The following is a 21,144-nucleotide window of genomic DNA, read 5'->3' as shown; positions in this document are numbered from 1 at the left end:
AGAGCCCGTTTCCATCTAACCACTCCCGAATCCCCATTCCCCATTCCCCATTCCCCAATCCCGGCTTCCCCATGACCTATACCGCCAAAGACCGCTACGCCAGCGAACTGGAGTCCATTCGCGAACAGGGCCTGTTCAAGGCCGAACGCGTGATCACCTCGCCGCAATCGGCCGAGATCGAGCTCGAAGGCGGACGCAAGGTATTGAACTTCTGCGCCAACAATTACCTTGGCCTGGCAGACCATCCGGACGTGATCGCCGCAGCCAAGCAGGCGCTCGACAGCCACGGCTTTGGCATGGCCAGCGTGCGTTTCATCTGCGGTACGCAAGACCTGCACAAGCAGCTGGAGGCGAAGATCGCCGACTTTTTCGGCACGGAGGACACCATCCTCTACGCCGCCTGCTTCGATGCGAACGGTGGCCTGTTCGAACCGCTACTGGGCGAGGAGGACGCGGTGATCTCCGACGCGCTCAACCACGCCTCGATCATCGACGGCATCCGGTTGTGCAAGGCGCAACGTTACCGTTACGCCAACAGCGACATGGCCGACCTGGAGAAGCAGCTGCAGGCAGCCGACGCGGCCGGGGCACGTACCAAGCTGATCACGACCGACGGCACGTTCTCGATGGACGGATTCATCGCGAAGCTGGATGAAATCACTGCGCTGGCAGCGAAGTACGGCGCGCTGGTGCACATCGACGAATGCCATTGCACGGGATTTCTCGGCGACACCGGCCGCGGCGCGGCCGAGGTCCACGGCGTGATGGACAAGATCGATATTTTCACCGGCACCCTGGGCAAGGCACTCGGCGGTGCCCTGGGCGGGTTCACTACCGGCCACAAGGATGTGATCGAACTGCTGCGCCAGCGCTCGCGCCCTTACCTGTTCTCCAATTCGTTGCCGCCACACGTGGTTGCAGCGGCGATCAAGGTATTCGACATGCTGTCCAGCGCCGACGATCTGCGTGAGAAACTCAAGGACAATACGCGCTACTTCCGCCAACAGATGACCGCCGCAGGCTTCGATATCAAGCCAGGCGTGCATCCGATCGTTCCGGTAATGATCCACGACGCGAAACAGGCCCAGGCGATGGCCGCCGAACTGCTGGAAGAAGGCATCTACGTCACCGGGTTCTTCTTCCCGGTGGTACCCAAGGGTCAGGCTCGAATTCGCACCCAGATGAGTGCAGCGCATACCCGTGCACATCTGGACCGGGCCATCGCGGCGTTCACCAAGGTGGGGCGGAAGCTGGGTGTGATTAGGGTCTGAAGGCTGACGGGGAGGGTTGGATTCCGCGGACCGGTGTTCGGTGTTCGGTGTTCGGCGAGCATCGGTTGCCGGCGGAGTGCTACCGACGGGTCGAAGGCGTCGTGAGCGAACGCGCTTCGTCTGCGCTCAACTGTCGCCAGTGACCCTTCGGCAAATCGCCCAGCGGCAGCGGACCGATCGCGACCCGGATCAAGCGTTTCACGTCGAAACCCAGTGCAGCCAACAACCGGCGGATATGTCGGTTGCGCCCTTCGTCCAGCACGATCTCGAGCCACGCGTTCCGATCACCCGCACGCAACAAGGTCGCACGCCGAACCTTGAGCTTCTCACCTGCATCAACAATACCCGACTGCATGGCAGCCAGCATGGCCGCATCCGGCTGTCCGGACACCTGCACATGGTAGGTTTTTTCCAGATGGCTGACGGGATCGGTGATGGCTGCGGCCCAGCCCGTGTCATTGCTGAGCAGCAACAACCCTTCACTCGCCTTGTCCAGCCGACCTACCGGCCCCAGCCATGGCAGCCCGGCCTTGGCTAGCGCCGTGTACACAGTGGCCCGACCCTGTTCATCGGAAGCACTCACCACCAGCCCACGCGGCTTGTTGAAAGCGACATAGACGCTCTCGGCCGACTCCACCGCCTGTCCGTCAACTGCAATCGTCTGCCGGTTGATGAGGGTCGGATGATACGGATCAAGGATTACGCGACCGTCCACGCTTACCCGCCCCGCACGAACCCATTGCTCTGCACGACTGCGCGAACAGACACCAAGTTTCGACATCACGCGAGCCAGACCGTGTCTCGGTGTCTGAACCGAAGACACCGTCGAACGAGGGGGTCGGGGCGGCTGTCGAGGCATTTGCGGCAGGTCGGCGTTTAAGCGGAGTCGAAACGGGGTTTGTGATCGCGCTGGAGAACAGGAGGAATTTACGTCAGTACGCTTTCCATCCGGATAATAAAAAAAGCCCGGCCGAAGCCGGGCTTTTCATACTACTTCAGCAAGGTTCGATTACTGCTTGACCTGCAACTCCGTGCGACGGTTCTGTGCACGACCGGCGTCGGTGTCATTGTCACCGATCGGGTCGTTCTCACCGTGGCCGATCGGGCCTTCCAGGCGGCTGGCGTCGATGCCGTGGCTGGTCAGGTAGTCGTACACGATCTTGGCGCGACGCTCCGACAGCTTCTGGTTGTACGCGTCAGTACCCTTGGAGTCGGTGTAACCGGCAACCGTCACATGCACCTGCGGGTAACGCTGCAGGGTATCGACGGCCTGGTTCAGCACCGAGATGGAATCGGCAGTCGGCTCGGCCAGCGACTTGGAAATGTCGGTTTCGCCAACCTTCGGACGGTCGAACTTGAAGTTCACACCACGCAGATCGATCACGACCTTCTGCGGGCAACCATCCGGCCCGACGATCGTACCGGCAGCCGTAGCCGGGCACTTGTCTTCGCAGTCGTTCACACCGTCATTGTCGCTGTCGAGCGTGGAGCAATCGGGCTGAACCGGAGCCGGGGCGACCGCGACCGGAGCCGGGGCGGCGGCTGGCGCGCCAAAGCGCGACACCACGCTGAAGCCGACAAACCAGTCACCGTAGCTGCTGTTGTTCGGGTTGGTGTCCTTGTCCCACTCGAAACGATAGCCGGCTTCCAGACGAATGTCCGAGCTGTCGCTGACCGTCTTGGACAGACCACCGCCAAGTTCCGCAGCCGGACCCCAGCCATTGTCATTCATGTTCTGATGATGGCTGCCCATCACGCCGACGAGGCCGTAGGGGCGCCATGCGTTCCAGTCACCCGCATAGAAGCGCGCCGCAACGCCGATCGCCGTGCTGGCCCAGGAGTTGGAGCTGTGACCACCGCCGTTGGCGGGACCATTGTCCATTCTCCGCTTGGTGCGATCCGCGAACACATCGAGCGACATGTTCGGCGAAAGGAATCGACCGAAACCCAGACCGTAATAGATCTGGCGGCTGTTGGTGTTGCGCTCGTTGTCGTTGACATAGCCACCCACGGTCGGGGCGATATACCAGCGCCCGTCATAGGACGAAGTCGCCATTCTGCTGGACGAGTCGGCGGGCGCGGCACTGGTGTCTTGCGCATGAACGGCACCCACGCCGCCCAGGGCCAGCGCAATCAGAAAATACAAGCCCTTACGTTTCATCAGGTGTCTCCTCAATTATTAGGATTTCGCGTCCGTTCGACCCCCACCGGAAGTCGCGCGTCAGAACTTCAATTAACAATTACTTCGGCCTTCACCAACCCCAGCCTCTTAGCAAGTTGTGACAGGCCGCACACATTGTAGCAAAAACGTTAAGCCATCAGCACTTTCAACTACCAACCAATAACATTCGGTGATACTCCGTTCAGGTAGGGATCAAGCCGGACTGAAGGGCGTCGCCGAAGGACCGGTGCCCGGAAATCACCCCGTCACCAGCAAATCGAAGGTCAGTCCACCCGCGCCGATCATCCATATTGACCGTGCCTACAATGTGAAGAGCCGCAGAAACTGCTGTAAAGGCATTGCATCCAGACTGGCCGGGTCGCTGGTCGCGTCCATGATCGCCTGGACCTGATGTGCCGGCAGGTGCCCGCGCATCGCCGCCTCGAATTTCTGCAGCAGCACCGGGATGCCCTCGGCGCGCCGCTTGCGGTGACCGATCGGATAATCGATCGACACTTTTTCCGTGCTGCTGCCGTCCTTGAAGAACACCTGCACCGAGTTGCCGATGTAGCGCTTGGCCGGATCGAAGTAATCCCGCGTGAACTGCGGATTTTCGGTCACCGTCATCTTGTCGCGCAGGGCGTCGATGCGCGGGTCGGCGGCCACATCGTCGTTGTAGTCGCTGGCCACCAGCTGGCCGAAGATCAGCGGCACCGCCACCATGTACTGGATGCAGTGGTCGCGATCGGCGTAGTTGGCCAGCGGGCCGGTCTTGTCGATGATGCGGCAACCGGCTTCCTGGGTCTCGATCACGATCTTCTCGATCTGATCGAGCTTGCCGGCGACTTCGCCATGCAACTGCATGGCGCACTCCACCGCCGTCTGCGCGTGGAATTCGGCCGGGTAGCTGATCTTGAACAGCACGTTCTCCATCACGTAACTGCCGAACGGACGCTCGAACTCGAACGGCTTGCCGCCGAATGCCACGTCGTAGAAGCCCCAGGTCTTGGCCGACAGCGCCGACGGGTAGCCAACCACGCCGCGATAGACCGCATTGATCGCGTGGGTGACCGCGCGACGGCAGGCATCGCCGGCAGCCCAGCTCTTGCGCGGGCCGGTGTTCGGCGCGTGGCGATAGGTGCGCAATGCGCCGTTGTCGATCCAGCTGTGCGACACGGCCGAGGTGATCTGCTCCTTGTTGCCGCCGAGCATCGCTGTGGCGACCGCGGTGGAAGCCAGCCGCACCAGGATCACATGATCCTGGCCCACCCGGTTAAAACTGTTGAGCAAGGCGTAGCAGCCCTGGATTTCGTGTGCCTTGATCGCATAGCCCAGCACGTCGCGCACGGTCAGAGGTCGGCCGCCTTCCCGCTCGGCCTGGCGGCTGAGGTAGTCGCCCACGGCCAGGATGCTGCCGAGGTTGTCCGACGGATGGCCCCATTCGGCGGCCAGCCAGGTATCGTTGAAATCCAGCCAGCGGATCTGGGTGCCGATCGCGAACGCCGCCTGCACCGGATCCAGCTCATGGCTGGTACCCGGTACGCGCGCGCCGCCAGGCAGCGTGGCGCCCGGTACCAGCGGCCCCAGATGCTTGACGCATTCGGGGAACTTCATCGCCAGCATCGCGGTGCCCAGGGAGTCGAGCAGCATGTAGCGCGCGGTGTCGTAGGCCTCCTTCGAGTCGATCTGGTAGTCGACCACGTAATCGGCGATGTCGACCAGCGGCTGGTCGGGATCGGGACGGACGGCAGAACGGATGTCGTGCGCACTCATGTTGAATCTCGCGGCGGGGAAAACGGACATTTTAGCCGACTGCCGCCGGGCGTGCCTTGACCGCGAGGGCCCGCCAACCCGACAATCACTGCACCCTCGAAAGGGAGTAGTTCCCGTGGCGCTCCTCGCCACGGTGCAGTGATCGTCAGCACGGGCGACGCCTCGCCCCGGTCACTGCGGCAGCCTTGGTTGCGAGCGAGACTTTTGTGGTGGTCACGGGCCGCGCGCGTCCGTGGCTGCCGCATTGTCTGGACGCGCCAAGGAACGCTGCATGGATCTCTTCCATCCCGATTTCATCTCAGGCCTGCTGGCCATCATCCTCCTTGACCTCGTGCTGGCGGGCGACAACGCCATAGTCATCGCGATGGCGGCCAGCCGTCTGCCGAAGGCACTCCAGAAAAAGGCCATATTCTGGGGTACGTTCGGGGCTATCGCGGTGCGCTTCCTGCTCACCGCCGGTGTGGTGTACCTGCTGAAGCTCCCGGGACTGCTTCTGGCGGGCGGCGTGCTGTTGCTGCCGATTGCCTGGAATTTGCTCCGCCATCGCGCCGAGGACGATCCCGAGATTCGCGTCGCGCATACCTTCTGGCAAGCGCTGCGCACCATCATCGTAGCGGACGCCCTGATGGGCCTGGACAATGTGCTCGCCATTGCAGGCGCTTCCAAGGGCCACCTGGGCCTCGTCATCATCGGCCTGCTTATCACCGTGCCGCTGATCGTATGGGGATCCACCCTGATCCTGAAGCTCATGGAACGGTTCCCGATCATCATCTATATCGGCGCCGCGGCGATCGCCTGGACATCCGCCCGGATGATCTCCAGCGATCATTTACTGCGCCCGTGGTTCGACAGCTATCCATGGGCCGTGTGGGCGCTGGACGCGGCGCTGGTGATCGGTATCTGCGCGCTGGGTTGGTGGGCCGAACAGCGGCAACGAGCAAAGCAGGGCTAAAACTGTTGCGTGATGATTAATTATTGTTTTATGATAATTCATCGTCGCCAACAGGAAACAAGCTCATGCCGATCGACACCGGAAGTCACTCCTTGCGGAGCTTTTTCAGCAAGCAGCGCGGCCCATCTGCCGATAGCACCCTCACCCGTACCCGGCGTCGCGCACGCAACCTGATGTCGCTGGCCAGCCTGCTCGGTTTTTTCGTGGTGATCTGGTGGCTGGTGATTGCCCTGGTTGTCTGGCGCGCCTCCGGCACCCCCTCCAACGATGCTCCGTTGTCGCAACATTTCCTGAAGTACTGGCATTGGGCGGCGGCGAGCAAGCCGATCGATGCGCCCGCACTCGTCTTGGCATGGCTGCTGACGCTGGCCGCCAACCTGGCTCCGATCGTGTGCCTGCGCCGACTTGGTTACGCGTTGTACACACAGCCCCCGCTCAGTTTCCTCGTGGCCCGTCGCTTCCTGTGGCTGGGCCGTGCGCTGGTCGCCAATATCGTGATCGGTTTCGCGGCCGGGCTGATCGCCGCCAGTCAGCTCAAGGGATACGACTTCAGCTTCAGCCTCGGCTTCTGGGGGACCTTCGTCGCCGCCATCCTGGCCTATGTCGTCGCGGACGTGATAGGCGAAGGCGCCCGCGCGGCCGAGGAAAACCGGGAGTTCGTCTGATGCCGATCATCGTGCAGGTAGACGTGATGCTGGCCCGGCGCAAGATGAAGTCCAAGGATCTGGCGGCCACCATAGGGATCACCGAGGCAAATCTGTCACTGCTCAAGCAGGGCAAGGTGAAAGGGGTGCGCTTCGGAACGCTCGAGGCAATCTGCGCCGCGCTGGATTGCCAGCCGGGCGATCTGCTCGAGTATGTCGCGGACGATCAAGCCGATCCCGCCCTGCCCTGAAACGAACAATGGCGCCTAACGGCGCCATTGTTCTCGCTCTATCAGGCAGCTCTCAGCGCTTGTCGATCGGCACGTAGGCCAGATCCTCCGGGCCGGTGTAGTTGGCGCTGGGACGGATGATCTTGCCGTCCTGGCGCTGCTCGATCACGTGCGCGCTCCAGCCGGCGGTGCGCGAGATCACGAAGAGCGGCGTGAACATCGCCGTGGGCACGCCCATCATGTGGTAGGTGCTGGCCGAGAACCAGTCCAGATTGGGGAACATCTTCTTGACCTGGGCCATCACCTGCTCGATCCGCTCCGACACGTCGAACAGGGTCGGGTTGCCGCCGTCGGTGCAGAGTTTGCGCGAGATCTCCTTGATGATCTCGTTGCGCGGGTCGGAGACCGTGTACACCGGATGACCGAAACCGATGATGATCTCCTTGCGCTCCACGCGGGCCCGGATGTCGGCTTCCGCCTCGTCGGCGCTGCGATAGCGCGAGATGATCTCCATCGCCACTTCGTTGGCGCCGCCGTGCTTGGGGCCGCGCAGGGCGCCGATCGCACCGGTGATCGCGGAATACATGTCCGAACCGGTACCGGCGATGACACGCGCGGCAAAAGTCGACGCATTGAATTCGTGCTCGGCGTACAGCACCAGCGACTTATCCAGCGCGTGGGCGTGCAGTTCACTGGGCGGTTGGCCATGCAGCAGGTGCAGGAAATGCGCGGCGATCGAGTCGTCCCTGGTCTCGGTCTCGATGCGCTTGCCGTTGTGGCTGAAGTGATACCAGTACAGCAGCATGGAGCCGAAGCTGGCCATCAGTCGGTCGGCGATTTCCCGCGCTCCGGTGGCGTTATGGTCATCCTTCTCCGGCAGCACGTTACCGAGTACCGAACAACCGGTACGCAGCACGTCCATCGGGTGGGTGGCGGCCGGCAGCAGCTCCATCGCCGCCTTCACCGGCGCCGGCAGGCCGCGCAGCCGCTTGAGCCGGGCCTTGTAGTTCTGCAGTTCGGTCCAGGTCGGCAAGACGCCATGCACCAGCAGGTAGGCCACTTCCTCGAAGCAGCCCTTCGCCGCCAGGTCATGGATGTCGTAACCGCGGTAGTGCAGGTCGTTGCCGCTGCGGCCCACGGTGCACAGCGCGGTGTTGCCGGCGGCCACGCCGGAGAGGGCAACCGATTTCTTGGGTTTGGGCATGGACTTGGTCGTTTCGCTCATCGTGGGAACCTCGATCGAGAAAGATGCGTCGACGGGCCATCCCGTGGACGTAGAAAGGTCAGTCAGCCCGGCTTGCCACCGCCGAACAGGTCGTCAAGTTTGCGCTCGTAGGCGTGGTAGTCGAGATAGTCGTACAACTCCTCGCGCGTCTGCATCGTGGGCACGGCCGCTTGCTGCGTGCCGTCCCGACGCACGGTCTCGTAGAAATTCAGCGCCGCCTTGTTCATGGCGCGATAGGCGCCGCAGCAGTACAGGATGATGTCGACATCGGCACCGGCGAGCTCCTCGCGGGTGAACAACGGAGTCATGCCGAATTCGGTGATGTTGGCCAGGATCGGGACCTTCACCGCCGCCTTGAACTGGCGGTACTGCTCCAGCGTGTAAATGGCCTCAGGGAAGATCATGTCGGCACCGGCCTCGACACACGCGAGCGCGCGCTCGATTGCCGCCTCCAGGCCCTCCACCGCGATCGAATCCGTGCGCGCCATGATCACGAATTGGTCGTCGCTGCGCGCATCCACCGCCGCCTTGACCCGGTCGACCATCTCGTCCTTCGACACGATCGCCTTGCCCGGCCGGTGGCCGCAACGCTTGGCTGCCACCTGGTCCTCGATATGCAGCGCGCCGGCGCCTGCCTTGATCAGCGAGCGCACCGTGCGGGCGATATTGAACGCCCCGCCCCAGCCCGTGTCCACATCGACCAGCAGCGGCAAATCGCAAACGTCGGTGATCCGGCGGATGTCGGTGAGCACGTCCTCCATCGAGCTGATGCCCAGGTCCGGCATGCCCAGCGAGTTGGCCGCCACACCACCACCGGACAGGTAGATCGCCTTGAAACCCGTGCGCTGCGCCATCCGCGCTGCATACGCGGTGATCGTGCCGACCACCTGCAGTGGCTGTTCCTCGGCGACGGCCGCGCGGAAGCGCGCGCCGGGGGATGCTGTCTGTGCCATGACACCTCCGCGTAAAACCGGCATTTTAGCGCATCGCGAAGATCCACCCGACGCGCTTCGGGGGGTGACGAACCGGCAACGGCCACGTACATTCGCCCCATGACCAATTCCAGACCGCTGGCCACACGCATCCTCTGGGGACTCGCCATCGGCGTGGTCGCCGCCTTGATCACCCTCGGCGTCGGCGAAATATTCCCGCCGGTACTGGACGTGATGCGCAAGGTGTCGGTCGCCGTGCTCGACCCCTTCGGGCAGATCTTCCTGCGCATGCTGTTCTTCGTGGTGATCCCGCTGGTATTCGCATCGCTTGCTTCCGGTGTGGCGCAGCTCGGTGACCTGGGCAAGCTGGGGCCGCTGGCCGGACGTACCTTCGGTCTGTTCGTGGCCAACATGCTGATCGCCGTCGCGCTCGGCCTGCTGATGATGAACCTGCTGCAGCCCGGCCATCACTTGGCTGCCGACGCGCAGGCGCTACTGATGCAGGAGTACGGCGGCAGCGCGATGCAGGCCGTCGACACCAAGGCCAGCCAGCCTGGCATGAGCTTTGCGACCGTGGTCGAGATGTTCATGCCGCGCAACCTGTTCGGCGCCTTCGTCGGCAACAGCCGCGGTTCGCTGGGCGATGTGCTGCCTCTGATCCTGTTCGCGATCCTGGTGGGTGCTGCGGCGACCAAGCTGCCTGAAGACAAACGCCTCAAGCTGCAAGGCGCACTGGACATGATCAGCGAGGTCATGACCGGCATCGTCGGCTTTGCGCTGCGACTGGCTCCGTATGCCGTGCCGGCCTTGATCTACAGCGTGATCGTCAAGGTCGGCCTGGACATCCTGTTGACCCTGTCGGTTTTCGTGATCGGTTGCGCGGTAGCGCTGATGCTGCACCTGTTCGGCACGATGTCCGTGTGGCTGCGCTTCCTGGCGCATCGCTCGCCGCTGGCGTTCTTCCGGCAGGTGCGTCCGCTGCTGATCACCGCCTTCTCGACCAGCTCGAGCAGTGCCACCCTGCCCGCCGCACTGGCCACCGCGCATGACGATCTCAAGCTGTCCCCCAGCACCGCCGGCTTCGTGCTGCCGCTGGGCGCCACCATGAACATGAGCGGCACCGCCTTGTTCGAAGGCTGCGTGGTGTTGTTCGTGGCACAGGCCTTCGGCGTCGAGCTCACTCTGGTCCACCAGGCCATCCTGATGCTGCTGGCCGTATTGAGCGCGGTGGCGGTGGCCGGCATTCCCGGCGGCTCGTTGCCGCTGATCGCCGGCCTGCTGGCGACCTTTGGCGTGCCGCCTGAAGGCATCGGCATCATCATCGGGGTCGATCGCATCCTGGACATGTTGCGCACCACGGTGAACGTGGGCAGCGACATCGTCACTGCCGCGGTGGTCGATCATCAGCTGCGCGACCGCCTCGCCGCCTCTCCTTAGGCCCAGATTTGTTCCCGCGGCTTCACGGGGCTTGAAGCCGCCCTGTGTGATCCTACATATGGATAGCCACAGCCAATCGAAGCGATGCCAATAATCAATTGGATATATCGCCCCGAGGGTCGTAGCATGATCCACATTCTTCAACCACCACGGGAAGCAAGCAAAGATGTCCCTGATCAATACCGAAGTGAAACCTTTCAAGGCCCAGGCGTTCAAGAGCGGCAAGTTCATCGAAGTCACCGAGGCCGACTTGAAGGGCAAGTGGTCCGTCGTGTTCTTCTACCCGGCCGACTTCACCTTTGTCTGCCCGACCGAACTTGAAGACCTGGCCGACAACTACGCCGAGTTCAAGAAGATGGGCGTGGAAATCTACAGCGTCTCCACCGACACGCACTTCTCGCACAAGGCGTGGCATGACACGTCCGATGCGATCAAGAAGATCGAATACACCATGATCGGCGATCCGACCCATGCCATCTCGCGCAATTTCGACGTGCTGATCGAAGACGCCGGCATGGCCGACCGCGGCACCTTCGTGATCGATCCGGAAGGCAAGATCCAGATCGTCGAGATCAACGCCGGCGGCATCGGCCGCGATGCCAGCGAGCTGCTGCGCAAGGTCAAGGCCGCCCAGTATGTGGCCGCCCATCCGAATGAAGTGTGCCCGGCGAAGTGGAAGGAGGGCGACAAGACCCTCGCGCCGTCGCTGGATCTGGTCGGCAAGATCTGATTTTCCCCGCGTCACGTTGTATCGAACCCGGGCGCCGCGGCGCCCGGGTTCCACCCAGGATGCTTGTGCCAGCGGCCCGTGCCCGGCCTGTCCTCCCCCCGCAGGCCGCCCTCCCCCCGGCGCCGGCCGCTGTCCCAAGCGTCCCATCCCCGCCTCGTGTTCCCCCGCATCCCCTTTCGGAGTGTTCGCCATGCTCGACGCAACCCTCAAATCGCAGTTGCACTCCTATCTGGAGAAGCTGACCCAGCCGATCGAACTGGTCGCTTCGCTGGACGACAGCGCCAAGTCGCGTGAGTTGGACGAACTGCTGCATGAGATCGCTGCGCTGTCGGACAAGATCAGCCTGCGTCGTGACGACGGCGACGCGCGCAAGCCCTCGTTCGCGATCAACCGCGTCGGCACCGACATCGGCGTGCGTTTCGCCGGCATCCCGTTGGGCCACGAGTTCACCTCGCTGGTGCTGGCCTTGCTGCAGGTCGGCGGCCACCCGTCCAGGGCCGCGGCCGATACCATCGAACAGGTGCGCAAACTCGACGGCGATTTCCGCTTCGAGACCTATTTCTCGCTGTCCTGCCAGAGCTGCCCCGACGTGGTGCAGGCGCTGAACCTGATGAGTGTGCTCAACCCGCGTATCCGGCACGTGGCGATCGACGGCGCGCTGTACCAGGACGAAGTCGAGGCCCGTCAGGTGATGTCGGTGCCGGCCATCTTTCTCAACGGCGAGGCGTTTGACCAAGGCCGTATGACCCTCGAGCAAATCGTCGCGAAACTGGACACTGGCGCAAGCGTCCGCGAAGTCGGGAAGCTCAAGGCCAAGGAGGCGTTCGACGTGCTGGTGGTCGGCGGTGGTCCGGCTGGCGCCGCAGCGGCGATCTATTCCGCGCGCAAGGGTATTCGCACTGGTCTGGCGGCCGAACGATTCGGTGGCCAGGTGCTGGACACGATGGGCATCGAGAACTTCATCTCGGTGACCTATACCGAAGGCCCCAAGTTTGCCGCCGCGTTCGAGCAGCACGTCCGCGAATACGACGTGGATGTGATGAACCTGCAGCGTGCGGAAAAACTGATTCCCGCCAGCGATGCCACGGGCGGTCTGGTCGAGATCCAGCTGGCCAACGGCGCCACGCTGAAGTCGAAGACGGTCGTCCTCTCCACCGGCGCGCGCTGGCGCCAGATGGGCGTGCCCGGCGAGGACGAATACCGCAACAAGGGCGTGGCCTACTGCCCGCATTGCGACGGCCCGCTGTTCAAGGGCAAGCGCGTGGCGGTGATCGGCGGGGGCAACTCCGGCGTCGAGGCGGCAATCGACCTGGCCGGCATCGTGGCCCATGTCACCCTGGTCGAATTCGACAGCAAGCTGCGCGCCGACGAAGTCCTGCAGCGCAAGTTGCGCAGCCTGCCGAATGTCGACGTCATCGTCAGCGCGCACAGCACCGAAGTGCTGGGCGACGGCCAGCGAGTGAACGGTTTGGTCTACAAGGATCGCGTCGATGGCGTGATGCACAGTCTCGAGCTTGACGGCATCTTCGTGCAGATCGGTTTGCTGCCGAACACGGAATGGTTGAAGGGCACGATCGAGCTTTCGCCCCGCGGCGAGATCGTGATTGACGACCGTGGCCAGACCTCGCTGCCGGGCGTGTTTGCCGCCGGCGACGCCACCACCGTGCCGTACAAGCAGATCGTGGTGGCGATGGGTGCCGGTTCCACGGCGGCACTCAGTGCCTTCGATCACATCATCCGCAGCCCGCTGCCGGCGACGGCCACCGTCCAGACTGAGGCTGCCTGATTCGATGACCGCGGCAGCCCTCGGCACACGCCGCGAAGCTGGTTGCCGGTTCGGCTATGCTCGGACGGCCAGCCTCAGGGCACGTCATCCGGCTTGAAAGACATGACCCCGCTGCAGCAGTTCATCGAAACCCATCCGCGCTTGTTCGTGCTCACCGGCGCCGGCGTCAGCACCGACTCCGGCATCCCGGACTATCGGGACCGCGAGGGCCAGTGGAAGCGCGCACCGCCGGTGACGCTTCAGGCCTTCATGCACGAACCAGCTACTCGCCAGCGCTACTGGGCGCGCAGCTTGATCGGGTGGCCGCACTTTGGTCGCGCCCTGCCAAACACCGCGCACCGAGCCCTGGCAAAGCTTGAGCATCGGGAACAGATCGAGCTGCTGGTAACCCAGAACGTCGACCGTCTGCACCAGCGCGCCGGCAGCAAGCGAGTCGTCGACCTGCACGGCCGACTCGATGAAGTGCGCTGCATGGCCTGCGACTGGCGCTTGCCGCGTGATGATTTCCAGCAGCAGCTGGTCGAACGCAATCCGGCCTGGCTGCAGTTCGATGCCGCCATCGCCCCGGACGGCGACGCCGACCTGGAGGACCAGGACTTCGCGCGCTTCGAGATACCGCCGTGTCCGCGTTGCGGCGGCATCGTGAAGCCCGACGTGGTGTTCTTCGGCGAGGGCGTGCCGCGAGACCGGGTCGATGCGGCCACGCAAGCCTGGCACGCGGCCGATGCCGTACTGGTGGTCGGCTCATCGCTGATGGTCTATTCCGGCTACCGCTTCGTGCAGGCAGCGGCGAAAGCCGGCAAGCCGGTGGCGGCGCTGACCCTGGGGCGCACCCGTGCCGATGCGCTGCTCAGCCTCAAGGTCGATGCCTCCTGCAGCGATGCCCTCGCCTTCGTGCTCGCATCCGGGCGCTTGGCCGCGAACTGATCAGATCGTCGCGACGATGCGTCCGACTTCGGCCAACACCTTGCTGCGCTGCTTGCCGTCCAGCGACGAACCGACGTAGTAGGCCGTCACCAGGATCGGGGCACGCCGTGGCGGATGAAAAATCGCCACATCGTTACTCTGGCCGTGGCCGCTGCCCGTCTTGTCGCCTGCCCGCCAGTCGGCGGGCACGCCGGCGCGCAGCCTGTCGAGGCCGGTGGTGCAATCACGCAGCCAACCGGCCAGCCGTTCGCGCGACGCCTCGCTCAACACATGCCCCAGCAGCAATCGCTGCAACGTGTCGAGCATCGCGTTCGGCGTGGTGGTGTCGCGTATGTCGCCGGGACTGGCGTCGTTGAGTTCGGGCTCCATGCGATCAAGTCGTGTCACCGCATCACCCAGGCCGCGCACGAACCGCGTCACTGCCGCCGGCCCGCCCAAGCTGGTCAACAGCAGATTGGCAGCAGTGTTGTCACTCAGCGTGATCGCCGCCATGCACAACGCAGCCACCGTCATGCCTGGCGCGCCGACGTGCTGGCGGGTCACCGGTGCATAGTCAAGCAGAACGTCCGGCCCAAAGACGATGCGCCGATCCAACTGCTCCTTGCCGGCGTCGACCCGCGCCAATACGGCGGCCACCGCCAGCACCTTGAACGTGCTGCACAACAGGAAGCGTTCGTCGCCACGCTGCGCGATACGACGGCCCGAGCCGGTATCGAGCATGGCCACGCCAAGCCGCCCACCATGGCGGCGTTGCAGCGCCGCCAGGCGGGCCGCGGCACCCGGCTCGCCTGCGGCACGCGACACCAGTGGATGCAGGATGAGCGCAGATGCGCCAAACAGGCCATTCTTGAGCAGATCTCGACGATTCACGCAGCTACCTCGATGTCAGTTGTGGGGGAACAGCAAGCTGGATCATGCTGGGCACGGGATCGGGCGATCCACGGCACGATACATGGCCGTTTCATGGCAAGTCTCTGACTGCAGCCTGCGCGCAGGTAACCTTGGGTCGGTCCCAGCGAACCCCATGTATATGTGTTGCCGACAGTGTGTGTGGCGAACACGCCTGACCTTCACCTGCGAGACTGCCATGTCGAACTATTCCAAGACCCCCGAAGCCGTCGCCCGCCTCACGCCCGAGCAATACCGGGTCACCCAGCAGGCCGCCACCGAACGTCCCTTCGACAATCTCTACAACGCCAACAAGGCGCCCGGGCTTTATGTGGACATTGTCTCCGGCGAGCCGCTGTTCACGTCGCTCGACAAGTTCGAGAGCGGCTGCGGCTGGCCCAGTTTCACGCGTCCGCTGCAGAGCGAGCACGTGGTCGAAAAGCGCGACGACAGCCACGGCATGAGCCGCACCGAAGTGCGTTCCCGAGACGGCGACAGCCACCTCGGTCACGTCTTTCCGGACGGCCCTCGCGAGACCGGCGGCCTGCGCTACTGCATCAACTCCGCCTCGCTGCGCTTCATTCCCGTCGACCAGCTCGAAAGCGAGGGTTACGGCGAGTACCGCAAGCTGTTCGATGCCAATCATCGAGAGCCGGTCGCATGAGCAACCCGATCGAACGAGCCGTTCTGGCCGGCGGCTGCTTCTGGGGTATGCAGGAACTGATTCGCCAGCAGCCCGGCGTGCTGTCCACCCGCGTGGGCTACTCCGGCGGCGATGTGCCCAACGCCACCTACCGTCACCATGGCACGCACGCCGAGGCCATCGAGATCACCTTCGACCCGCAGCGGATCAGCTACCGAACCCTGCTGGAGTTTTTTTTCCAGATCCACGATCCGAGCACGCCGAACCGGCAGGGCAATGATCGTGGCCCCAGCTACCGCTCAGCCATTTTCTACACCGGCGAAGAGCAAAAGCGCGTGGCCGAAGACACCATCGCCGACGTGGATGCGTCGGGTCTCTGGCCAGGCAAGGTGGTCACCGAGCTGGCGCCGGCTGGTGATTTCTGGGAGGCAGAGCCGGAGCACCAGGACTACCTGCAGCATTACCCCGGCGGCTATACCTGCCACTTCGTCCGACCGGGCTGGAAGCTGCCGCGCCGCGCCTAGTACATGACCGGTCGGGAGATGCACTGTGTCCTGCTCCCTTTCGCAGGTCGGTTCTCCGGATGACTTCCCGCACTCAGGGCTTGAGTGATGCGGCGTAGGCCGAAACCGAAATCATGTCCTTCAACGTGAGGCGCGAGACCACCTGCTGCATGGGCAGAGTCGCTTCGCTATGTCGGTATCCCAACGCGAATTGCACAAGTTGCCGGGTGAGATAGGTTGGCGAACGACCGGCCAGCGGGGGAATGTCGGCCACTCCGTGAAGATCCGGGCCATGGCATGTCGTGCAACCAGTGGTCTTGCCTGCGCCGGTGGAAGCAAGCAGGCGACCCCGTGCGAGGCTGCCCGGCGGCACGTAGGCGACAAAGCGCGCATGCCCGTCGCCCATTTCCACCAGTTCCGGGTTGATCGGCAGCTCGATGATCCGGTCGCCGATCGGTTCGGACTGTCCACCCTTGTCAGGTAACAGCATCCACGATTCGACGTGCGTTTTCGGCACCCGCGCCGTCTGGACGATCCGGACCCGGCTCGAGGCTAGATGCAGTGCAGAGAAATACGCGGCAGCCTGCTTCAGGTCCGCGTCGTCCACGTGGGTCGCCTCGACATGCATCTCGTCGTTGGCACGCGAACCGTCACGAAATGCACGAAACTGTTCCTGGATGTAGCCGGAGGGCAATCCGGTCAACGTGGCTGTATGGGAAATGCCGGTCCCGGTGGGTCCATGGCACTCCGCGCAGGGCATGGCCTTGTCATCGCCACGGGCCACGATCGCCGGCATCCGCGGATGATCCTGCGGCCACCAGTCCGGCACCTGGGACTGGAGCTGTTTTTGAGTGTAGCTGCGGGCACTACCCGGCACGTGCATCAGCGCCATCGGGTCAACCGGAGGCCGACCTGCCTGCAGGGCCTCTTGTTGGGCGTCGCTCCAGGGAGTTGCCAACCAGTCCATCGCCGCACGCATCTGCGCATGCGAGTCAACCGTCAGGCCAGCGCCTGCCGCCCATGCCGGCAGGCCTGCCAGCGCCACATACAGCCACCACCCAGCCCGCCCCGCCTGAAGACGCACCTTCATGTGGTTGACCCTCGTTGCTTGCAGCCCCTTCCTATCAGGGCCTCCGGCACTGCCGGACGCCCGACCGGCAGCATCCTACGACGGGCGACCTGAAAAAGGAAAAGGTCGCGTCGGCGCGCAACTTTCCGGCACCCGGCGGCTCGCACAAGATTGCCAGGGAAGGTACCAGGGCGGCCACGCCACGCCAGCCAATCAGCGCTCGATGGCTTGCTCGATGCGCCGGTCCGGGATCAACCACAGCATCGCCGTCAGCGCATACAGCAGCTGCGCCGCCCACGGCCGCCAGAAGGCCAGCGCGATGCCCGTCACGTAGAGCACCGGCGAGATCTTGCCCTTCCAGTCCGAACCGATCGCCTGACGAAGCACGGAGCCGGTGCCATCCACCGCGATCAGGCGTTGTTGCAGGATCACATACGCGATCGCCGCCATCAGCAGCACCACCCCGTAAGCCACGGTCGGCGGCATTGCGTGATGACTCTCGCCCATCCAGGCGGTGGTGAATGGAAACAGCGACAGCCAGAACAGCAGGTGCAAGTTGGCCCACAACACGGCGCCGGACACCCGATGGCTGGTCGAAAGCATGTGGTGGTGATTGTTCCAGTAGATGCCCACATAGACGAAGCTGAGCACGTAGCTGAGCATCACCGGCGCCAGCGGCAACAGGTCCTTCATCGAGTGCCCGGTTGGCACTTTCAGTTCCAGCACCATGATGGTGATGATGATCGCGATGACACCATCGCTGAACGCTTCCAGCCTGCCCTTGCCCATTCGACACCTTCTTTCGGATTGATCCGGGAGCAACCACCAGAGCTTGTGCCGTCCTCCAGCCACGCCGTCAGGCACAGCCGCGATCGCGGCGCCCCGATTCTCCCCACACGATCAACTCAGGAAGTTCGCCTGGGTTCGATCAGCGGATGATGGCATCCACGGCCTGTCTCGCCAGAGTTGAAATGAAGCGAAACAGCATGCGTCGACATCGTTCTGCCGCTGCCCCGTTCCCCCGTACCGTACCCACAATTCATCCGGGAAAAAAGAGGTATGTGCGCCAATAACCCGTCCCGCGTGACGTGAGGCTCTCGCGCGCGCAAGCCCTCACCCGTCCCCCGCAGCAGGAGCTCATCCGGCCACATCCATCTTTCCAGATGCGGGAACCCGTCGCGCGCAGGAACGGGTACGCTGGGCACGGTTCCGGCGAGGCAATTCCGATGAGCAAAGGCACGCACGACTACCAGGGCGATCCACGCAACGAAACAATCCTGATCAGCGTCAATGGCGAACTGTTTCCACGCCAAGAAGCACGGGTGTCGGTGTTCGACAGCGGCTTCGTGCTGGGCGATGGCGTATGGGAAGGTCTGCGCCTGCACGAGGGTGGCCTGCCCTTCCTCGACCAGCACCTGGATCGCCTCTACGAGGGCGCACGCGCGATCGACCTCGACATCGGCCTCGATCGCGACCAGCTCACCACACGCATTGTCGACACCTTGCGCGCCAACCACATGCAGTCGGACGTGCACATCCGGCTGATGGTGACCCGCGGCATCAAGGCCACGCCGCACCAGGACCCGCGCTTCGTCATCGGCGAGGCGACCATCGTGATCATCCCGGAGTACAAGCAGCCGCTGCCGGCCACGATCGAGCAAGGCATCCGCCTGTTCACGGTGCACGTGCGTCGCGGAACCCCCGACGTGCAGGACCCCAAGCTCAACAGCCACTCCAAGCTCAATTGCATACTCGCCTGCGTCCAGGCGCAGAAGGCCGGCTACGACGAAGCACTCATGCTCGACCCGCACGGTTTCGTGGCCACCTGCAACTCCACCCACTTCTTCATCGTGCGGCGCGGCGAAGTGTGGACTTCCACCGGCGACTACTGCCTGGGCGGCATCACCCGCGCCAACGTGATCCGGTTGTGCCGCGCCAACGGCATCGCGGTGTTCGAGAAGAACTTCAGCCTCACCGAGGTCTACGGCGCCGACGAGGCTTTCGTCACCGGCACCTTCGCTGGCGTGGTGCCCGCCAACGAAATCGATGGCCGCCGCATGGGTGCCGGCCGGCGCGGCCCCATGGTCGAACGCCTGCAGCAGCTCTACATGGCGCTGGTGCAAACGGAAAGCCGCTCAGGGCCACGCGTATGAACGAGGCACGCGATGCCCTGCGCATTGCCATGTGGTCGGGCCCACGCAATATTTCCACTGCGATGATGCGCGCGTGGGAGAACCGCGCGGACACCGCGGTCATCGACGAACCGTTCTACGCGCACTACCTGCTGGCCACCGGCGTCGATCATCCCGGCCGTGACGAGGTGCTTGCCAGCCAGGAGAACGATGCCGTGGCAGTAGCTGCCATGCTGACCGGTCCAATCCCGGACAACCTGCCGATCTGGTACCAGAAGCACATGACCCAGCACGTGTTGCCGGACATGCCACTGGACTGGCTCGACGGGGTCAGCAACTGTTTCCTGATCCGCCACCCGGCGGCGGTCGTGGCCTCGTTCACCATCCAGCGACCCGATGCCGCCGCTTGGGAACTCGGCTTCGAGCAGCAGGCTCGCCTTTTCGATCATGTCTGCGACCGGCTTGGCGCCGCGCCGCCGGTGATAGACGCCAGCGAGGTACTGAAAAATCCTGCAGGTATTCTGGGTGCCCTGTGTGCGCGGCTGGGCATTGCTTTCAGCCCCGCCATGCTGGCGTGGCCGCGCGGTCCGCGTGCCACTGACGGTGTATGGGCACCGTACTGGTATGCCTCGGTGGAGCGTTCGACCAGCTTCGCGCCGTATCGGGATCACGAGGACCGGCTGAGCAGCTTCCAGCGCAAGCTCGTCGATGAATGCCAACCGCATTACGACCGGCTTTCATCCTTTGGTCTTGCCGCTTGCTGACGACCGGGCGGCGGGCGGGACGAAGCACTCAGTCCCGAGACAACCAGCCACGAATGCCAAACCAGACCAACGGCAAAGCCATGCTGACGAGAAGCGCAGCCAGCGCCATGGGATAGCCCCAGACTTTGTCCAACTCCGGCATGTGCTTGAAATTCATGCCCCAGATGCCGGCCAGGATCACTGGCGGGATCGTCACCACCGACGCCACGGTCAGCAGCTTCATGACCGCGTTCTGATCGGTGTTGATGAAGCCCAGCACGCCATCCTGCAGAAATTGCAGCTTGCCGGTCAGCTGGTCGTCGAACTCGTCCAGCACGTCCAGATCGCTCGCCAGCACTTTCACACAAGCCGTGGATTGGTCATCCATCCAGTCGGGCGCCCGATGCTGCACGAACCCCACGACCCGCCCCAGCCCCAGCAACGAGGTGCGGTATCGCGCCAGCCGCCCTTCCAATTGACCGATGCGAACCAGCTTCTTTCGCAACTCGCGGGTACGTTCGTTGGCTGCAACAAACACGTCATCCGACAAGCGCGCCACATCTCCGGCAATGCGCTGCATCTGATCCGCAACATCATTGGCAATGGCGTCAAGCAAGGTCACCATCAGACGCGGGCCATTGAATGGGTCCGTGCCTTCCCACAATCCGGCAAGGGCCTGGTCGAAGGCCCGTGACGACTGATAGCGAAGCGTCACCAGCTGCTCCTCCATCACCAACACGCCAAGAGGCTCCGACGCGCCATGCGGATGATCCGCATAGAGATGGACATGCAATGACATCACCTGTCCGTCGTCCCAGCGGCCGCTGGAGAGACCGAGGCCATTGATTTCTTCGCGCTCAGGCAACGATGCGCCCGTCAGCGATTCGACAACCGCCTGCTCGGCCGCGTCCGGATCCACCAGATCGAACCACGCCACGCCATCGGGCAGCGGTTCGCCTTCCGTCCAGATACTTGAGGTTTGCTTGTCGTAGCGATGGATCCTGAGCATGTGCATGGCCTTTGCCGGCAAGCGGCATCTGAAAACAGGGGAAAATCGGCAAGGCATGAAAGCAGAGCCGAAGTGCAGCCGGCGTCATC

21 protein-coding genes are annotated in these 21,144 nt (G+C 63.6%); 12 read left to right on the top strand and 9 right to left on the bottom strand.

The features are described from left to right. The first annotated feature begins 71 nt into the window (after nt 1–71). Nucleotides 72–1,271, top strand: a complete 1,200-nt coding sequence (gene kbl, locus AC0L58_RS07190; RefSeq protein ID WP_473688082.1) for a glycine C-acetyltransferase — start codon at nt 72–74, stop codon at nt 1,269–1,271. Nucleotides 1,272–1,350: 79 nt separating this feature from the next. Here kbl and AC0L58_RS07185 read toward each other — a convergent pair whose 3' ends face one another. The 3 genes from AC0L58_RS07185 to AC0L58_RS07175 form a co-directional block, all read right to left on the bottom strand. Continuing rightward, nucleotides 1,351–2,052, bottom strand: coding sequence for a pseudouridine synthase (locus AC0L58_RS07185; RefSeq protein WP_473688080.1), 702 nt, complete (start codon nt 2,050–2,052; stop codon nt 1,351–1,353). Between the two features lie 228 nt (nt 2,053–2,280). Further along, complete coding sequence (locus AC0L58_RS07180) at nt 2,281–3,432, bottom strand: OmpA family protein (protein ID WP_473688078.1); 1,152 nt, start codon at nt 3,430–3,432, stop codon at nt 2,281–2,283. Nucleotides 3,433–3,753: 321 nt separating this feature from the next. Beyond that, nucleotides 3,754–5,205, bottom strand: a complete 1,452-nt coding sequence (locus tag AC0L58_RS07175) for a bifunctional 2-methylcitrate dehydratase/aconitate hydratase (RefSeq protein WP_473688076.1) — start codon at nt 5,203–5,205, stop codon at nt 3,754–3,756. A 271-nt stretch (nt 5,206–5,476) separates the two neighbouring features. Between AC0L58_RS07175 and AC0L58_RS07170 the strand changes: the two genes are divergently transcribed. The 3 genes from AC0L58_RS07170 to AC0L58_RS07160 all read left to right on the top strand — a co-directional run bounded on the left by AC0L58_RS07170 (nt 5,477) and on the right by AC0L58_RS07160 (nt 7,052). Further along, nucleotides 5,477–6,157 carry a TerC family protein gene (locus AC0L58_RS07170; protein WP_473688074.1) on the top strand — a complete coding sequence of 227 codons (681 nt, stop codon included), beginning with the start codon at nt 5,477–5,479 and terminating at the stop codon, nt 6,155–6,157. A 65-nt stretch (nt 6,158–6,222) separates the two neighbouring features. After that, a complete protein-coding gene (locus AC0L58_RS07165; protein WP_473688072.1) occupies nt 6,223–6,822 on the top strand; it encodes a hypothetical protein in 600 nt (199 codons plus the stop codon). After that, nucleotides 6,822–7,052, top strand: coding sequence for a helix-turn-helix domain-containing protein (locus AC0L58_RS07160; RefSeq protein WP_473688070.1), 231 nt, complete (start codon nt 6,822–6,824; stop codon nt 7,050–7,052). The genes AC0L58_RS07165 and AC0L58_RS07160 overlap by 1 nt, the downstream gene beginning before the upstream one ends. A gap of 52 nt (nt 7,053–7,104) precedes the next feature. Here AC0L58_RS07160 and prpC read toward each other — a convergent pair whose 3' ends face one another. Both prpC and prpB read right to left on the bottom strand, forming a co-directional pair. Continuing rightward, nucleotides 7,105–8,256: a bifunctional 2-methylcitrate synthase/citrate synthase gene (gene prpC, locus AC0L58_RS07155; protein ID WP_473688068.1), complete on the bottom strand. Its 1,152-nt coding sequence runs from the start codon at nt 8,254–8,256 to the stop codon at nt 7,105–7,107. A 62-nt stretch (nt 8,257–8,318) separates the two neighbouring features. Then, nucleotides 8,319–9,209, bottom strand: coding sequence for a methylisocitrate lyase (prpB, locus tag AC0L58_RS07150; RefSeq protein WP_473688066.1), 891 nt, complete (start codon nt 9,207–9,209; stop codon nt 8,319–8,321). Between the two features lie 99 nt (nt 9,210–9,308). Here prpB and AC0L58_RS07145 point away from each other — a divergent pair, with 99 nt between their 5' ends. The 4 genes from AC0L58_RS07145 to AC0L58_RS07130 all read left to right on the top strand — a co-directional run bounded on the left by AC0L58_RS07145 (nt 9,309) and on the right by AC0L58_RS07130 (nt 14,068). Next, nucleotides 9,309–10,625: a dicarboxylate/amino acid:cation symporter gene (locus tag AC0L58_RS07145; RefSeq protein ID WP_473688064.1), complete on the top strand. Its 1,317-nt coding sequence runs from the start codon at nt 9,309–9,311 to the stop codon at nt 10,623–10,625. Between the two features lie 166 nt (nt 10,626–10,791). Next, nucleotides 10,792–11,355, top strand: coding sequence for an alkyl hydroperoxide reductase subunit C (gene ahpC, locus AC0L58_RS07140; protein ID WP_473688062.1), 564 nt, complete (start codon nt 10,792–10,794; stop codon nt 11,353–11,355). 190 nt (nt 11,356–11,545) lie between these two features. Next, the gene (gene ahpF, locus AC0L58_RS07135) at nt 11,546–13,141 is read left to right on the top strand and encodes an alkyl hydroperoxide reductase subunit F (protein ID WP_473688060.1); all 1,596 of its coding nucleotides are present in this window, start codon (nt 11,546–11,548) and stop codon (nt 13,139–13,141) included. Between the two features lie 102 nt (nt 13,142–13,243). Further along, entirely contained in the window at nt 13,244–14,068 is an 825-nt protein-coding gene (locus AC0L58_RS07130) for an NAD-dependent protein deacetylase (RefSeq protein ID WP_473688058.1), read from the top strand. Here the strand turns inward: AC0L58_RS07130 and bla are convergent, their stop codons facing one another. After that, entirely contained in the window at nt 14,069–14,938 is an 870-nt protein-coding gene (bla, locus tag AC0L58_RS07125; RefSeq protein WP_473688056.1) for a class A beta-lactamase, read from the bottom strand. A 217-nt stretch (nt 14,939–15,155) separates the two neighbouring features. On the opposite strand from bla, the gene msrB reads away from it, so the two are divergent. Then, the gene (gene msrB, locus AC0L58_RS07120) at nt 15,156–15,620 is read left to right on the top strand and encodes a peptide-methionine (R)-S-oxide reductase MsrB (RefSeq protein WP_473688054.1); all 465 of its coding nucleotides are present in this window, start codon (nt 15,156–15,158) and stop codon (nt 15,618–15,620) included. Further along, nucleotides 15,617–16,123, top strand: a complete 507-nt coding sequence (gene msrA / locus AC0L58_RS07115) for a peptide-methionine (S)-S-oxide reductase MsrA (protein WP_473688052.1) — start codon at nt 15,617–15,619, stop codon at nt 16,121–16,123. The genes msrB and msrA overlap by 4 nt, the downstream gene beginning before the upstream one ends. A 73-nt stretch (nt 16,124–16,196) precedes the next feature. On the opposite strand, the gene AC0L58_RS07110 is transcribed toward msrA, so the two are convergent. Continuing rightward, nucleotides 16,197–17,192, bottom strand: a complete 996-nt coding sequence (locus AC0L58_RS07110; protein ID WP_473688050.1) for a c-type cytochrome — start codon at nt 17,190–17,192, stop codon at nt 16,197–16,199. 192 nt (nt 17,193–17,384) lie between these two features. After that, a complete protein-coding gene (locus tag AC0L58_RS07105) occupies nt 17,385–17,960 on the bottom strand; it encodes a TMEM175 family protein (protein WP_473688048.1) in 576 nt (191 codons plus the stop codon). A gap of 437 nt (nt 17,961–18,397) precedes the next feature. Between AC0L58_RS07105 and AC0L58_RS07100 the strand changes: the two genes are divergently transcribed. Beyond that, the gene (locus AC0L58_RS07100) at nt 18,398–19,324 is read left to right on the top strand and encodes an aminotransferase class IV (protein ID WP_473688046.1); all 927 of its coding nucleotides are present in this window, start codon (nt 18,398–18,400) and stop codon (nt 19,322–19,324) included. Then, nucleotides 19,321–20,067, top strand: a complete 747-nt coding sequence (locus AC0L58_RS07095; protein ID WP_473688044.1) for a sulfotransferase-like domain-containing protein — start codon at nt 19,321–19,323, stop codon at nt 20,065–20,067. The genes AC0L58_RS07100 and AC0L58_RS07095 overlap by 4 nt, the downstream gene beginning before the upstream one ends. 28 nt (nt 20,068–20,095) lie before the next feature. Here the strand turns inward: AC0L58_RS07095 and AC0L58_RS07090 are convergent, their stop codons facing one another. After that, nucleotides 20,096–21,112: a CorA family divalent cation transporter gene (locus AC0L58_RS07090; RefSeq protein ID WP_473688042.1), complete on the bottom strand. Its 1,017-nt coding sequence runs from the start codon at nt 21,110–21,112 to the stop codon at nt 20,096–20,098. Nucleotides 21,113–21,144 lie beyond the last annotated feature (32 nt).

The organism is Rhodanobacter sp. G2-10 (assembly GCF_055809185.1).
This window is presented reverse-complemented; position numbering and strand designations above follow the sequence as displayed.

Coding starts and splice junctions, on each gene's coding strand:
- kbl (WP_473688082.1), top strand. CDS start 72: ATGACCTATACCGCCAAAGACCGCTACGCCAGCGAACTGGAGTCCATT.
- AC0L58_RS07185 (WP_473688080.1), bottom strand. CDS start 2,052: ATGTCGAAACTTGGTGTCTGTTCGCGCAGTCGTGCAGAGCAATGGGTT.
- AC0L58_RS07180 (WP_473688078.1), bottom strand. CDS start 3,432: ATGAAACGTAAGGGCTTGTATTTTCTGATTGCGCTGGCCCTGGGCGGC.
- AC0L58_RS07175 (WP_473688076.1), bottom strand. CDS start 5,205: ATGAGTGCGCACGACATCCGTTCTGCCGTCCGTCCCGATCCCGACCAG.
- AC0L58_RS07170 (WP_473688074.1), top strand. CDS start 5,477: ATGGATCTCTTCCATCCCGATTTCATCTCAGGCCTGCTGGCCATCATC.
- AC0L58_RS07165 (WP_473688072.1), top strand. CDS start 6,223: ATGCCGATCGACACCGGAAGTCACTCCTTGCGGAGCTTTTTCAGCAAG.
- AC0L58_RS07160 (WP_473688070.1), top strand. CDS start 6,822: ATGCCGATCATCGTGCAGGTAGACGTGATGCTGGCCCGGCGCAAGATG.
- prpC (WP_473688068.1), bottom strand. CDS start 8,256: ATGAGCGAAACGACCAAGTCCATGCCCAAACCCAAGAAATCGGTTGCC.
- prpB (WP_473688066.1), bottom strand. CDS start 9,209: ATGGCACAGACAGCATCCCCCGGCGCGCGCTTCCGCGCGGCCGTCGCC.
- AC0L58_RS07145 (WP_473688064.1), top strand. CDS start 9,309: ATGACCAATTCCAGACCGCTGGCCACACGCATCCTCTGGGGACTCGCC.
- ahpC (WP_473688062.1), top strand. CDS start 10,792: ATGTCCCTGATCAATACCGAAGTGAAACCTTTCAAGGCCCAGGCGTTC.
- ahpF (WP_473688060.1), top strand. CDS start 11,546: ATGCTCGACGCAACCCTCAAATCGCAGTTGCACTCCTATCTGGAGAAG.
- AC0L58_RS07130 (WP_473688058.1), top strand. CDS start 13,244: ATGACCCCGCTGCAGCAGTTCATCGAAACCCATCCGCGCTTGTTCGTG.
- msrB (WP_473688054.1), top strand. CDS start 15,156: ATGTCGAACTATTCCAAGACCCCCGAAGCCGTCGCCCGCCTCACGCCC.
- msrA (WP_473688052.1), top strand. CDS start 15,617: ATGAGCAACCCGATCGAACGAGCCGTTCTGGCCGGCGGCTGCTTCTGG.
- AC0L58_RS07110 (WP_473688050.1), bottom strand. CDS start 17,192: ATGAAGGTGCGTCTTCAGGCGGGGCGGGCTGGGTGGTGGCTGTATGTG.
- AC0L58_RS07105 (WP_473688048.1), bottom strand. CDS start 17,960: ATGGGCAAGGGCAGGCTGGAAGCGTTCAGCGATGGTGTCATCGCGATC.
- AC0L58_RS07100 (WP_473688046.1), top strand. CDS start 18,398: ATGAGCAAAGGCACGCACGACTACCAGGGCGATCCACGCAACGAAACA.
- AC0L58_RS07095 (WP_473688044.1), top strand. CDS start 19,321: ATGAACGAGGCACGCGATGCCCTGCGCATTGCCATGTGGTCGGGCCCA.
- AC0L58_RS07090 (WP_473688042.1), bottom strand. CDS start 21,112: ATGCCTTGCCGATTTTCCCCTGTTTTCAGATGCCGCTTGCCGGCAAAG.